Source organism: Winogradskyella sp. (assembly GCF_028282165.1).
Classification (GTDB): Bacteria; Bacteroidota; Bacteroidia; order Flavobacteriales; family Flavobacteriaceae; genus Winogradskyella.
Genome location: NZ_JANQIM010000003.1, coordinates 41,347 through 55,967, shown reverse-complemented (window position 1 = coordinate 55,967; position 14,621 = coordinate 41,347). Strand labels below are relative to the sequence as shown.

The window sequence follows — 14,621 nt, the reverse complement described above, 5'->3', positions numbered from 1 at the left end:
TAATATATAGCAAGATTCCTTACATCCCTGATTTTTGATAACTAGGATATAAGGTGTGTAAAAATCTGAAAATAAGGGGGTGAAAGGGGTGGCAATAGATTTTAAGCTATTGCTGAAGTTTATAGTGTGATTTATAGACTTTCGTCTGTTTTTCATAATCGGTAACTACAAAAACTTAAATGAGCGAATTTGATTATTAAAAGATTGATTTCTACAAATATAACAAAAATAGTAGTTGATTTCCTACTCTTTTTTTTATGTTGAAAAATAGCATACAATAAAAATGATTTAATCCTTTCAGATTGCCTAATTATTTTAGATTTGCATAGTCTAATATTAAAGTACTTTTAGGTCTAAAATTTTATGTTGGATCATTAGTATTTAAATCAATAACTATAAAGTTGAAAATTATTGTTTATGCTTAAATTTCCTTATGGCGTACAAAGTGTTTCTAAATATTATACTCTTTTAAAGTTTTTAATATAGCAGTCCTACTTACCGTGTTTTACAGATAATTGATAACGAATTTTGAGTTTCTTTTTTGAATAATTATAAAATGAAATTAAAATATATTCAGTCCTAGCGAAAAATATTAAAATATGAAGAATTTTGCCTTAATTGGTGCTTCTGGTTATATAGCCCCAAGACACATGAAAGCGATCAGAGATACGGGCAACCGTCTAATAGCCGCCTTAGACCCATATGACGGTATAGGTATTATGGATAGCCATTTTCCTGAAGCCAGTTTTTTTACTGAATTCGAAAGATTTGATCGTTTTGTAGATAAATGGCATCGCGATAGTGGTAATAAAATAGAGTACGTATCTATATGTTCACCAAATTATTTACATGACTCACATATTCGATTTGCATTAAAAAATGGTGCTGATGCTATCTGCGAAAAGCCATTAGTGCTTAACCCATGGAATATTGACCAGTTAAAACTAATTGAGCAAGAAACGGGTCAAAAGATAAATAATATTCTTCAACTACGCTTGCATACTTCTATCATCGATTTAAAAAGGAGGATATCTAAAGAGCTTAAAGAAAATCCCGATAAGGTTTATGATATCGATTTAACTTATTTAACCTCTAGAGGGAAGTGGTATTTTGTGTCTTGGAAAGGCAATGAATCCAAATCTGGAGGTATAGCCTCCAATATTGGGGTTCATTTTTTTGATATGTTGTGTTGGATTTTTGGTGATGTAGAAGAAAATAAAGTCCACCTTAAGACTGCAGACGCCAACGCAGGTTACTTAAAATTAAAAAATGCAAATGTTAGATGGTTTTTATCAGTAAGTTATGACTATATACCAGAAGATGTTAAGAATAGAGGGCTCACAACTTTTAGATCAATTACTGTAGACGGTGAGGCCATTGAATTTAGCGGTGGGTTTACCGAGTTACATACGCGTAGCTATGAACAAATTTTAGCCGGTAATGGGTTTGGTATTGATGATGCTTATAACTCCATTGACATAGTCTCAAAAATTAGAAATTTACAGCCCGTAGGCTTAGTTGGTGAGTATCATCCATTTTGTAAAAAAATTAAACAATGAGCGATTTTTTTGTACACAAATCAAGTTATGTAGATGACAATGTTAGTATTGGGAATGGTACCAAAATATGGCATTTTTCACATATTATGAAAGAAACCATCATTGGTGAAAACTGTTCTTTCGGTCAAAACTGTGTAGTCGGTCCTTCAGTGACTATCGGCAATGGTGTTAAAGTTCAAAATAATATATCTATTTACAAAGGGGTAACAATTGAAGATGATGTTTTTTTGGGCCCATCAATGGTCTTTACCAATGTTATAAATCCTAGAAGTTTTATCGTGAGACGGGATGAGTTTAAGGATACGCTTTTAAAAAAAGGTTGCTCAATTGGCGCTAATGCAACTATCGTGTGTGGAAATACCATTGGCCAATATGCTTTTATAGGAGCAGGGGCTGTTGTTATCAAAGATATTCCGGATTTTGCACTAGTGGTAGGTAATCCATCGAGACAGATAGGTTGGGTAAGTATTAGCGGGCATAAGCTAAATTTTAAAGATGGTATCGCTTACTGTCCAGAAACTAATGAAAAATATACTTTATTAAAAGGTACTGTAGTAAAAGAATAGTATGAAAAAAATTATTACGGTCGTAGGTGCGAGACCTCAATTTGTAAAAGCAGCAGTTCTAAGTAGATTGATTCGCTCAGATAAATGGAATGACAAATTTTCTGAAGTTCTTGTTCATACAGGTCAACATTATGATTATGGTATGTCTGATGTCTTTTTTGAAGAGATGGAGATTCCCAAACCAGACTATAATTTAAATATAGGGTCTGGGACTCATGGAAAAATGACTGGTGAAATGCTAATAAAAATAGAGGAGGTTTTAATTAACGAAAAACCGGATTTTGTTTTAATATATGGCGATACCAACTCTACCTTGGCTGCGGCATTGGCAGCGAGTAAGCTCCATATTAAATTGATTCATGTTGAGGCTGGGTTGCGTAGTTTTTGGAAAGCAATGCCCGAAGAACAAAATCGAATATGTTCAGACCATCTAAGTGATTTTTTATTTTGTCCTACTGATACGGCTGTTAGGAATTTGCTTAAGGAAGGTCTCACCAACGGCGTTCATAATGTTGGTGATATTATGTTTGATGCTTTTGTTTATTACAATAAAAAAATAGAATCAAACTATATAGAGCTTTTTGAGAAATTGTTGTCAGAAAACAACATAAAAACAGTTAATACAAATGAAAAGTTCTTTCTGCTCACAATTCATAGAGCAGAAAATACCGATAGCAAAGAACGGCTAACACAAATACTTGATGCCCTGAACGCATTGGATTGTAAGGCCATCTATCCGGCGCATCCTAGAACAATCAAACAAATGAATAAATTTGGTTTGCAGTTCTCCGAGAATATAAACGTAATAAAACCAGTTGGGTATTTTGATATGCTGGTTTTAATGAAAATGTGTGATTTTATAGTAACGGACTCTGGTGGACTACAAAAGGAAGCTTATTTTGCAAAAAGAAAATGTATTACATTAAGAGATCAAACGGAGTGGGTAGAAACAGTTAATAGCGGTTGTAATTTTTTAGTTGGTAGCGATAAGGATTTATTAGATGCTGCCGTTAAAGCTTCAACCAAATTATCTTTTGAAAACAAGCATTTTGGCAATGGCGACAGTGCCAGCTTAATGCTCGAACTTATGCTTAATGGATAAAAGCTTCTTTAAGAATGTTGGAATAATAGGGAGTTCAACGGTTTTAGTACAGTTAATTTCAATTATTACTGTACCCATTTTAACCCGTATCTACTCACCGGCCGATTTAGGGTTTTACACAACGGCTATTTCAATATCTTATATTTTTATTGGTGTTGCTTCTTTAAGGTATGAGCAAGCCATTATGCTACCAGAAAAATTCGAAGACTCCATAAATTTAGCAAAGATTTCCTTGTTTTTTGCGTTAGTGCTCTCAGCTCTGATTTTTTTTATTTCTTATTTTATAACCGACTCAACATTTGTTTACAAGATTTTTGAAGATAGAACTTATTTATTATTTGCTATACCAGTTTTAATAATTGTAATTAAGAGCAATGAAGTATTTCACTTGTTATTAAACAAGCTCGCTAAGTTTAAGTCAAATTCTGTAATTAATATAGGAGGATCTATATTTAATAGAGTAAATTCGATATTGTTTGGCTACATTGGTTATAATAATCCTTTTACTCTCATTGTAGTTCACTTATTGGGTGAGTTCTTAATGGCAGTCACTAAAATGACCAGAGTTAAGTTGATAAAGGAGTTTTTCAAGATCAACTTGCTTGAAATAAAAAGGTTATTGCTAGAAAACAAAAAGTTTCCACTTTATGATGTTTGGTCTACCTTTTTCAATACGCTTTCAACGCAATTAATACCAGTAATTTTAGCATTTTTTACTACAGCTTCAGTGGTTGGTTATTATTCTCAAGGGCTTAAGTTAATACAGTTGCCCTTAATTTTTATAGGAGGAGCCGTTTCGCAAGTATTTTACCAAAAGGCAGTAGAGTATTTTAATCAAGAAAAAGATCTCAATACGTTGTTTAGGCAAACGTTTTTAGTTCTTTTTGTCGCTGGCTTGTTTCCTGCTTTATTGGTATTAATTGCTGGAGATATATTAATGCCTATAGTGCTAGGGTCAGAGTGGCTTGAAGCTGGCGTAATCGCTCAAATTTTAATGCCATGGGTTTTTGTTAGGTTTTTGGGATCTACCTTAAGTACCTTGTTTCTTGTACATGGTAAGCAAAAATTACTACTTAGGTTTAGCACCATAGCAATGCTTTCTAGGTTATCGCTATTATATGTTATGTTTCAAACATTTCAATTAAACTATAGGATTGTATTACTGTCATTTTCCATATTAGGCTTGCTTCTTTATGTTTATATGATATTCTTACTTTTTAAGATATCCAACGAAAAATTCTATGCAGTATTTAAAGATTTGAAGCGTCAATTCCTATATGCACTTTTATTTATTGGTCCGATAATACTTCTTAGGGTTCTTATTGAAAAGGAAATCATTTTATTCATCTTTATAATTATAGCGTCGTTAGGCTATTATTTCTACCTAATAAGGTTTAATGATGTGGGCAAGAAACTAATAAAAATCATAAAATAGAATGAAGATTTTATATGTAACTGAACTGTGGAGTGGTTTTGAGGATTTTATCGTAAATGGAAAAACCGAGATTACTGGTATGCCATCGTTTATGAAGCCATTAAAGTATTTTTTAGAAAGTGAGGAACTTGACATAGATTTTGTAGTAATTGGTAAAGACAAAAGGGATTTGAATATTAACGTAGATTGGTTAAAACGATCAAATTTCTTTTGGGTAAATAATAAGTCTTTTCTTAAGATATTTGCATTACGCAAGATCATAACATCTGGCAAATATGATTTTGTGTATGGACAGGGAGAAGCCGGTGGATGGGGTAACATAGCTTGTATACTGACTAAAACACCTTTTGGAATACGCTATTATGGTACGTTCTTGGCGAGACATTTAAATGATAGTTATTTGCGTTTTGCAATGAGGAATTTGCTGGCTACTGTTACCTATAACATTCCAAAAAAGTTTATGCTAATTACTAACGATGGGACGAAAGGGGATTTGGTATACCAAAAATTATGTGTTTTAAAGAAGTTGTATACATTCAACTTTTGGTTAAATGGTGTTGAGAAAAACGAGAAAATTGAAGCTAATACTAATTATAGCGAACTATTAAAATCTTATGGAATAAAGGAATCGGACACAATTTTTTTATATCCTGCGAGATATGACCCTTGGAAACGTCAAGATTTAGCAATAGATATTTTAAATGAAATAAATAAAAAATATGCTAAAGCGATAAAGTTGGTTTTCTGCGGACATCAATACAATAAAGAATATTTAAATACCTTAGAACAAAAGTCCAAACAATACAATCTTACAGATAACATAATTTTTATGGATGCAGTAGATGCGAAAAGCTTAAGAAGCTTAACGCAAAACGCATCTATTGTTTTTTCTTTGTACGATTTATCTAATCTCGGCAACGTTTTAATAGAAGCTTCGTTAAGGGGCGCTCTTATATTTACCCTTGACGACGGCACTACAAGTTTTCTGGTTGAAGACGGTGTGACCGGAATTTCTATAAAGAAAGATAAAAATTTCGTCAGTAATGCAGCAAGTAGAATCATTGAAGTTTTACAGGATGAACAAAAGAGTGGCGATATGAAATCGAAAATAAGACTTAGGGCGCAATCAACATTTTTAACTTGGCAAGAAAGAGCTCAAAAAGAAAAAGAATTAATTCTAGCATCAATAAAACAATGAATACTAAAATTAAAGTGTCTGTTGTTACACCAGTTTATAACGCAGAGAAGCTACTCAAAAGGTGCTTAGATTCTATATTTAGCCAAGATTTTGATGGTGAAATAGAAGTCTTAGCTATTGATGATGGTTCAACAGACAGTTCACTTAAAATTTTAAGGGAATACCCAAAAAATATAAAAATATATGAACAAGCTAATAAAGGGCCAGCAGCAGCGCGAAACATAGGAATTAAGAATGCAACAGGTAAGTTTTTGGCTTTTTTGGATGCCGATGATTATTGGTTGCCAGAATTTTTGAGTACAACCATTTCTTATTTAGAACTTAAGACATCAATTATTGCAGTTAATGTTGGTCAGATACATAAAATTCCAGGGAAGAAGGATGTAGTATTACCTAACTACTTATCCCAAGCCAATCATGATACTTCACCTTTTGTGTTAGAGAATTTTTTTGGGTTTTGGTATGTTCATAAACACATCTGTACTGGGAGTGTGGTTTTTAAAACCGAAGTTGTAAAAAATGCAGGTGGACAGTTGACAAGTTTTAGGGTAAGTCAAGATCTTGAATATTGGTCTTATCTGGGAACCTTAGGAAAATGGGGATTTATACCTAAGATTTTATTTGTCAGTGATGGTGGCCAAGTTACAAAAGATAGGGGTTGGCTGTCCAAAAACTTAATCCGTTGGAATAACACACCAGGGATTGAAGAATTCGAAAAAAGGTCGCTAGCCAATTTAAATGATGCTGAGAAGCTTGATTTTAATAAGGTTGTTGGCTGGGTGTCTTACAATTTTACATATAACCATATTATGGCAGGTAATTACAAAAAGGCAAGACATTTAATCTTAAATAAAATAGATAATTTCCCTAAAAGCAAATTGAGTTCAATTTATGGAGCTTTTGCGAGATTAGGTATAGTGCCATTCACTATTTTTGCGGCTTTATTAAGATATTTTCAGATTTCTAGACAACAAATACTAAACTTAAAATAAAAAAATGAGAATTGTTTGGAGTACCCTTTGGTTTTCGGATTATAGAATACCTGTTTTTGAAGCTTTAAGTAAAATTGAAGGGGTGGACTTTTATTTGGTTTACAGTGCCGACGCAAATTCAGAAAAGATTAATGAAAAAGTAAAAAATGCTTTAGGCGATAGGGTAATTCCAATGACTGGCGAGAAGTATTTTGGTAAATCCGAGTTTGATGGTTTTGCAAACAAAGGCTTTAGAATTCCGTATCAGCCAGGATTAATCAAGACGGTAAAAAGTTTAAAGCCAGATGTATTGGTGAGTGATGGTTTTTTTCAATGGTCTTATTCTACACTTTTTTTAAGGGCAACAAAAGGAATACCTCATGTAATGTGCTACGAAAGAACTATGCATACGGAGCGAAATGCTCAGAAGATAAGAACATTGTATCGTAAGTTGGCTCTAAGATGGATTGATGTTGTCTGTTGTTCAGGGTCTTTATGTCAAGAATATGTCCGTTATCTAGGTTTTGATGGTCCTTTAACAGAAGGTTTTATGGTAGCTGACGTAAAAGCATTTAACAAAAATCTTTTGGCCGAAGGGTATAAAGAAAATGAAAATGAAGAGGTTGATGAATTGGAAGTTATTGATTATCTTTTTGTTGGCAGATTGATAGAGCTAAAAGGAATAGTTCAACTCATAGACGCATGGAAGAAGTTTGTTCAAGATTCTAATGTAAATGCGAGATTAACTATAATAGGTGGCGGTGAATTAGAGGATTATGTTAAAAAGGAAACATTGAATGAAAATAGTATTTTGTTTAAAGGTGAAGTTAAATATGATGAGGTTCCAAAATATTATCTTAAAGCAGACATATTTATATTACCGACCTTAGAAGACAATTGGTCTTTGGTTGTTTCTGAAGCTATGGCTAGTTCTTTACCGATTATTACATCTATATACAATGGGTGTTATCCAGAGTTAGTTACCAAAGAAAATGGCTGGGTTATGGATCCGTTAAATGCTAAGGATTTTCTCGATACGTTACAACAAAGTTATAACGCGAGACATAGTTTTGCTAATATGGGAAAAAAATCCCTTCAGTTATTAGATGGATATACTCCAGAATCTGCTGCTTTGAGTGTTTATAAATCTTGTGAATTAGCATTAAACCGAAATTGAATAATGTGCGGAATAACTGGATTTTGTAGTTTTAATAATAGTATATTGGATCCTCAGAAAACCCTTAAGGATATGACCGACGTGATTTCCCATAGAGGTCCAGATGATGAAGGTTATATGATTGCAAATACTGATAATGCAGTTGTAGGTTTAGGGCATAGAAGATTATCCATAATAGATTTATCTTCATCTGGGCATCAACCCATGACTGATGAATCTAAAGATCTGAACATTGTTTTTAATGGGGAAATATATAATTATAAAGAAGTAAGGCAAGAACTACTCAATTTAGGTTATACATTTAAATCGTCTTCAGATACAGAGGTCATATTAAATGCATTTAGGCATTGGGGAGAATCATGCGCAGAACATTTCATTGGGATGTTCGCTTTTGCAATTTTTGATAAAACAAAAAACAAACTTTTTTTGTGCAGGGATCGCTTAGGGGTTAAGCCACTTTATTATTACGAAAATGATAATATTTTAATGTTTGCTTCAGAACTTAAAAGTTTCCATAAAAATGCTCAATTTCATAAAGAGATCAACCAAGAATCCTTATCCAATTACTTGCAGACGGGTTACGTTACTCCTCATAAAAGTATATACAAGAATGTTAAGAAGTTAAAACCTGGTCATTGGCTTATTTATGATGTATCAAGCAAGACTAATAGTCTACGACCATTTTGGCAATTAAAGGATGTTAGGGCACTGTCATCATTCAATTCCATAGGAGAGATTATTGAAACGCTAGAACCAATAATGAAATCTGCGTTTAACTATAGAATGGTCTCTGATGTACCCGTTGGTGTATTCTTAAGTGGAGGTGTAGATAGCTCTTTACTAACAGCTATACTGTCACAAAATAAGGATAGAGAACTAACCACTTTTACTATAGGGTTTAATGAAAAAAAGTATGATGAAGCTAAATATGCAAGGGAAGTGTCGCAGTATTTTAATACCAATCACATAGAAGAGTATTGTTCAGTTAAGGATGCCTATAATGTTTTTCCTGATTTGGTATATATTTATGATGAGCCTTTTGGTGATAATTCAGCGTTACCAATGATTATGCTTAGTCGCATTGCCTCAAATCATTTAAAAGTAGTTTTGTCAGCTGATGGAGGCGATGAGTTATTTGCTGGTTACCCTTCCTATAAACTAGTTAATTCGTATTTAAAGCATGCCTTTAAAGTGCCTGGTAGACTAAGGCCTACAGTAGCAAAATACTTTAGGCGTCTAATTAGTGGATATAGAAATAACAAAACCGCATCAATGCTCATTGTGGTTTTAAATATCTTAGAGTCTAAGCAATATCTAAAAATGAGCGATGCAATTAATGGTCCATTTTCTAGTATGGAAATCAATCCTCTTTTAAAGATTAATTGGACTAAAGAAGATACATCTAAGTTTATTAACTATACCGACGATTTTGTAAGAGAACTGCAGCTAATAGACATAGAGAATTATTTGTTGGAAGACATTTTGGTAAAAGTAGATAGGGCTACTATGAGTACTTCCATAGAAAGCAGAGAGCCTTTTTTAGATCATAGATTAGTTGAAATTGCTCAGCAAATACCATCTAAACTTAATATCTACCGGAAAAATCAAAAGTGGATTTTAAAAGAAATATTGAGAAAATATATGCCGCAATACCAGTTCAATAGACCTAAGAGAGGCTTTGATGTGCCTATAGGGCAATGGATGCGTAAGGAGTTAAAAGAATATTATGATTATTACCTAAGCGAGGATAAAATAAAAACATCTTCCGTCTTTAACTTTGATGAAATAAAGGTTTATAAAGATTTACTCGAAAATAACAAGAATATAAGAGGATTACACAGGAAATTATGGTTTATACTCGTTTATCAGGCTTGGCAAGAGAAATGGGAGATTAATTAATTTGTTAATGAGATACTTACGCTTATTAAATAAACTGTTTTGGGGTGCTGGGATGCCTGGTGTGTTATTACTATTATATCCAATCCTGCTATTGATAATTACAAGAAAAAGATCAATGTCCCAAGCAGCAGAAGTTGATGTATCTGCTAGCATACAGATTATCTATGTTTTATTATGCCTTTTTTTTGGTTTTATATTTTTTGTTAATAAAGGCAAAAGGGCATTTAAAGCATTTATTTTAAAGGGGCCATCATTATTCTTATTCCTTTTTATTATTCTAGGATTTATCAGCGCTTTATGGAGTTCTAACCCATCGCTGTCAGTGTTTAGAGCGATTGAGAATTTATCATTTTTAGTTATCATACATGCTATAGTTTTTATATTAATTTCGAAATATGGACCAGAAGACATATTAAGATGGGCAATATTCTATGCGGTGTGGAATTTAGTGGTTGATATATTATTCAATGTTAAAATGGTCGGTTTGGACTTTTTAGCACTACCTTTCACCGCTAGTAGATTATTTTTTCCATTATTCTTTTTTCTGTTTCTTTTTTTAACAAAGAACAAGATTCTGAAAATTTTAATGTTGTCATTTGCAATTTTAGGGGTATCCAATAAAATTTATTTTGGTATTTCTGCTGGGTTGATTGCTTTACTTTTTAGTGATTTTAAATACAAATTTTATTTTGGTTTTATTGCATTTATTGTTTTGTTGTCATACATGTATCTGGGCTTAGAAGACTTATTGTTAAATACGGTTTATTATGGCAGGGATTCTATTGGTTTGGAAGATTCTTCGGGGCGAAACCAAATATGGTCCTACTTATATAAAGAAGGTTTAAAAAAGCCTTTTTTAGGCCATGGGTTTGTTGCTGGAGAAGTTGATTTATTGGCAAGCTCTGCTTGGGAAGGAGCTATTAATTCTCATAATAGTTTTATGTCGGCTTTTGTAAATAACGGGATACTTGGTTTTATGTTAATTTTGATATATTTTTTATATACTATTAAAAACTCCTTTAGTAAAGTCTTTCCAAGAAAAAAATGGTTGCCCGCTATTATGAGCACAACCATTATGGTATTTGTCATTAATATGGCAGCACCTGGAATTGGAAGTAGGGTTTATGGAGCTTGGATACCAAGTGTGTTTTTATTAACCTTAATTCTTGGTTTGAGATATAAATTCATTAATTTAAAAATAACCTCAAAAAAAGTAAGTTGAAAATCTTATTTGTACACAACAATTACGCAAGCAATAATAGTGGCGAAGAGCATGCGTCTCAAGGGCTGGCAGATTTATTAGCAAAAAACGGTCACGTTGTGGAATGGTACAGAAAAAGTTCTGATATCATAAATAACTCTTTTAAAATGAAAATAGCCGCATTTCTTTTGGGGGTATATAATCCAACAGCGGTAAAACAATTAAAAAAGAAAATATTAGATTTTCAGCCCGATATTATTCAAATTCAAAATGTATATCCATTTATTTCTCCTGCTGTCATTAGATTAGGAAAAAAGCTAAAAATTCCTATTGTAATGAGATGTCCAAATTACAGGCTTTTTTGCCCAACCGGGTTACACTTGGACGGTAAAGGAAATATTTGTGAGCAATGTCTGTCTGGTGTAAGAGAGCTAAACTGTGTAATTAAGAATTGTGAAAATAATAGGTTTAAAAGCCTAGGTTATGCCTTAAGAAATTTTATAGCAAGAAAGTATTGGGGAATCACCAAAATTGTTGATGCCTATATCGTTCAATCAGAGTTTCAAAAACAGAAATTTATTGAAAACGGTATACCATCCGAGAAATTAGTGATAGTTCCTGGCCTCACCCCAAAAATAATACAGAATTTTGAAAACGAGGGAGAGCCTATGGTTTCTTATGTAGGTAGAGTAAGCGAAGAGAAAGGTATACGAGAGTTCATTGAAGCGGCCAGGCAATTGCCTGATATTGGGTTTAAGGTGATTGGTAGTTACTCTAAAGACTATCAGCTACTTAAAGAATCGTCTTCTTCTAATGTAGAATGGATGGGATTTGTTTCGGGCAATAAGCTAGATCAATTATACAGTAATTCAAGAGTTATTGTTGTGCCAGGTAAATGGTATGAAGGTTTTCCAAATGTTATTACTAGAGCTATGAAGCACGGAAAACCTGTAATAACTAGTGATCTGGGAGCGATGGCATCAATAATTGACCATAAGGAAAATGGATTGCTAGTGCCCCCTGGTGATGCTGAAGCATTAGCACAGGCAATTAACCAACTATATTATGATAAATCGTTGTGTAAAAAGTATGGATTGGCTGGCTTAGAAAAAGCCAATGCCTTGTATACTGAAAAAAGTGTATATAACAATTTGTTGAATGTTTATAAAAGCGTGATTTAATACATATGCTATTTAATTCATGGGAGTTTATCGGTTTATTTATTAGTACTTGCCTACTGTACTTTAATTTACCTTATAAATACAGGTCGTCATTATTACTTATTAGTTCTTATATATTTTATATTTCTTGGCGATGGGATTTCGCTTTCGTAATGCTGGGCGTCACTCTCGTTAACTATTATGGTGGTCTTAAGATTAATGAATCAAAAACAATAAAAAAGAAACGAAATTACCTTTGGCTGTCTATTGTTTTATCCCTAATTCCTTTATTGTATTTAAAATATGCAAATTTCTTCATAGGCAATATTAATAATGTCTCGGAAATTTTTGACTCACAATCCAGGTTGACCTTGCTCGAGGTTATCTTACCAGTAGGTATATCCTTTTTTACTTTTCAAGCTTTAAGCTACTCGTTAGATGTATATTTTGGCAAGACAAAAGTCGAACACAATGTGGTTAATTTTGCAGTCTTTGTCGCTTTTTTTCCTCAACTTGTTGCAGGTCCGATAGAGCGTTCGTCAAATTTATTGGGACAATTTAGAGAGAAGCATAACTTTAACAGGCATGATTTTATTGAGGGCTCAAAGCTGTTTATTTGGGGTCTGTTTAAAAAAGTAGTTATAGCAGATAGGTTGGCTATTTATGTAGATAGAATATATGAGAATCCCGATGTATATAATGGGCCTACACTTGCGGTAGCAACGCTATTTTTTGCAATTCAAATTTACTGTGATTTTAGTGGATATTCGGATATGGCCATAGGGACCGCCAAAATATTGGGATTTAATCTTATGCAAAATTTTAATCTCCCTTATCTCTCAAGATCTATAGCCGAGTTTTGGAGAAGATGGCATATTTCTTTGTCTACTTGGTTTTCAGATTATTTATATAAACCACTCGGTGGAAATAGGGTCGTATATTCAAGATGGTTATTAAATATTTTTATTGTGTTCTTGGTAAGTGGATTTTGGCATGGAGCAAATTGGACCTTTATCATTTGGGGTTTCTTGCATGCCTTATATTATGTTATTGAAAGCTGGGGTGATAAAGTACTTAATTGGGCTAAACAAACTCGGATAAAACAATTTAACGGGTACAGAATCTCTAAGATGATTGTTGTATTTATATTAGTTTGCTATGCCTGGATATTTTTTAGAGCCTCCAGTATTTCAGATGCCTACATTATAAGTAATAAACTTATTTTCGATTGGAGCGGAAATTTATACTTAGGAGCATCTACCGTATCTTTTGTGCTTTGCATACTTTTAATTATAGTTCTCGTTTTTGTGCAGATTCTACAATATAATAAAGTGGTTTCATTGTATTTTTCTAAGTCCAAAATACACTCTATAGGTCAATTGCTATGGTATGTTTTTCTCTTACTATCTGTCTCTATGCTAGGTGTAAGTTCTAATGCTTTTATCTATTTTCAATTTTAATCGATATGTCTAAAAAATCCTTTGCGCTTTATATTGTTTTGTTTTTAGGCTTGTTTATTACTGGTGACCAAGTATTACACAAGGTTTTAATCAAAGGGTTAAATCAATATTATGGAATTGATGAGCCTAATGAAATTGCCCTAGTCGGGCATTCTCATTTGATGCTTGGATTAGATAAGGTCCGTTTAGAGAAAGCACTGGATAAAGGAATTTCTAAATATACGAGAGAAGGTGTAAATGTTAATGATAGGTTAGTTATGGTGAGACAATTAATAGATGAAAACCCTAACTTAAAAACCGTTATTTATGGAGTAGATGCATGGACCTTTACAGGAGAGGGCTTAAGTGATAATTCATACAAATTATTTTATCCTTTTTTAGATAGTCCTAATATTGATGAATATGTCTACAATAATTCCGAGAAGTTAGAGTATCTAACCAAGAAGCACATTAAGTCTAGTCGTTATAACGAACTTCTTTTGGCAGGTGCGGTGCGTGGCTATTTTAATAAATGGGACAACCTTAAATTTGGTGAATTGGATACTTTAAAATTAAAGATGGAAATTGACAAGGGGAACTATAGAAAAATCGCAAACAATGAAGCCAATATTACGGTCTTTAAGGAAACTATGGCGCTATTAATGGCTAATGATATTAAGGTAGTATTGCTTTATGTCCCTACAATAGACATGTTAGAAACCATTCAAAAAGAGGAATTTGATGAAACCATTCAAATATTTAAAAGTCAAACAAACGGCGATATTACTTTTCTAAATTTTCAAGAACCATGGTCTCATAGATACGAATTATTTTTCGATCCGATTCATTTAAATCCACAAGGACAAAAGAAAATTACAGACCAACTTATTTCATTTTTAAAAACCAGGTAATTA

General features: G+C 32.8%; 12 protein-coding genes. All 12 read left to right on the top strand.

Features of this window, described 5'->3' with window-relative positions; all coding sequences use genetic code 11:
- The first annotated feature begins 599 nt into the window (after window positions 1-599).
- From Q0972_RS00730 to Q0972_RS00675, 12 genes are read left to right on the top strand one after another with little or no spacing between them, the layout of a single operon-like run.
- Window positions 600-1,559, top strand: coding sequence for a Gfo/Idh/MocA family oxidoreductase (locus tag Q0972_RS00730; protein ID WP_299361330.1), 960 nt, complete (start codon window positions 600-602; stop codon window positions 1,557-1,559).
- Complete coding sequence (locus Q0972_RS00725) at window positions 1,556-2,125, top strand: acyltransferase (protein WP_299361328.1); 570 nt, start codon at window positions 1,556-1,558, stop codon at window positions 2,123-2,125. Before Q0972_RS00730 ends, Q0972_RS00725 begins: the two co-directional genes overlap by 4 nt.
- 1 nt (window position 2,126) lies before the next feature.
- Window positions 2,127-3,227, top strand: coding sequence for a non-hydrolyzing UDP-N-acetylglucosamine 2-epimerase (gene wecB, locus Q0972_RS00720; protein WP_299361326.1), 1,101 nt, complete (start codon window positions 2,127-2,129; stop codon window positions 3,225-3,227).
- Window positions 3,220-4,662 (top strand): lipopolysaccharide biosynthesis protein, encoded by a 1,443-nt coding sequence (locus tag Q0972_RS00715; protein WP_299361324.1) that lies wholly within the window; start codon window positions 3,220-3,222, stop codon window positions 4,660-4,662. Before wecB ends, Q0972_RS00715 begins: the two co-directional genes overlap by 8 nt.
- Window position 4,663: 1 nt before the next feature.
- Complete coding sequence (locus tag Q0972_RS00710; protein ID WP_299361322.1) at window positions 4,664-5,860, top strand: glycosyltransferase family 4 protein; 1,197 nt, start codon at window positions 4,664-4,666, stop codon at window positions 5,858-5,860.
- Window positions 5,857-6,852 carry a glycosyltransferase family A protein gene (locus Q0972_RS00705; protein ID WP_299361319.1) on the top strand — a complete coding sequence of 332 codons (996 nt, stop codon included), beginning with the start codon at window positions 5,857-5,859 and terminating at the stop codon, window positions 6,850-6,852. The genes Q0972_RS00710 and Q0972_RS00705 overlap by 4 nt, the downstream gene beginning before the upstream one ends.
- A gap of 4 nt (window positions 6,853-6,856) precedes the next feature.
- Window positions 6,857-8,008 carry a glycosyltransferase family 4 protein gene (locus Q0972_RS00700; RefSeq protein ID WP_299361316.1) on the top strand — a complete coding sequence of 384 codons (1,152 nt, stop codon included), beginning with the start codon at window positions 6,857-6,859 and terminating at the stop codon, window positions 8,006-8,008.
- Window positions 8,009-8,011: 3 nt separating this feature from the next.
- Window positions 8,012-9,907, top strand: a complete 1,896-nt coding sequence (gene asnB, locus Q0972_RS00695) for an asparagine synthase (glutamine-hydrolyzing) (protein WP_299361314.1) — start codon at window positions 8,012-8,014, stop codon at window positions 9,905-9,907.
- A 7-nt stretch (window positions 9,908-9,914) separates the two neighbouring features.
- Window positions 9,915-11,129 (top strand): O-antigen ligase family protein, encoded by a 1,215-nt coding sequence (locus Q0972_RS00690; protein ID WP_299361311.1) that lies wholly within the window; start codon window positions 9,915-9,917, stop codon window positions 11,127-11,129.
- Window positions 11,126-12,289 carry a glycosyltransferase family 4 protein gene (locus Q0972_RS00685; RefSeq protein WP_299361309.1) on the top strand — a complete coding sequence of 388 codons (1,164 nt, stop codon included), beginning with the start codon at window positions 11,126-11,128 and terminating at the stop codon, window positions 12,287-12,289. The genes Q0972_RS00690 and Q0972_RS00685 overlap by 4 nt, the downstream gene beginning before the upstream one ends.
- A 5-nt stretch (window positions 12,290-12,294) precedes the next feature.
- Window positions 12,295-13,728 carry an MBOAT family O-acyltransferase gene (locus Q0972_RS00680; protein WP_299361307.1) on the top strand — a complete coding sequence of 478 codons (1,434 nt, stop codon included), beginning with the start codon at window positions 12,295-12,297 and terminating at the stop codon, window positions 13,726-13,728.
- A gap of 5 nt (window positions 13,729-13,733) precedes the next feature.
- The gene (locus Q0972_RS00675) at window positions 13,734-14,618 is read left to right on the top strand and encodes a hypothetical protein (protein ID WP_299361305.1); all 885 of its coding nucleotides are present in this window, start codon (window positions 13,734-13,736) and stop codon (window positions 14,616-14,618) included.
- Window positions 14,619-14,621 lie beyond the last annotated feature (3 nt).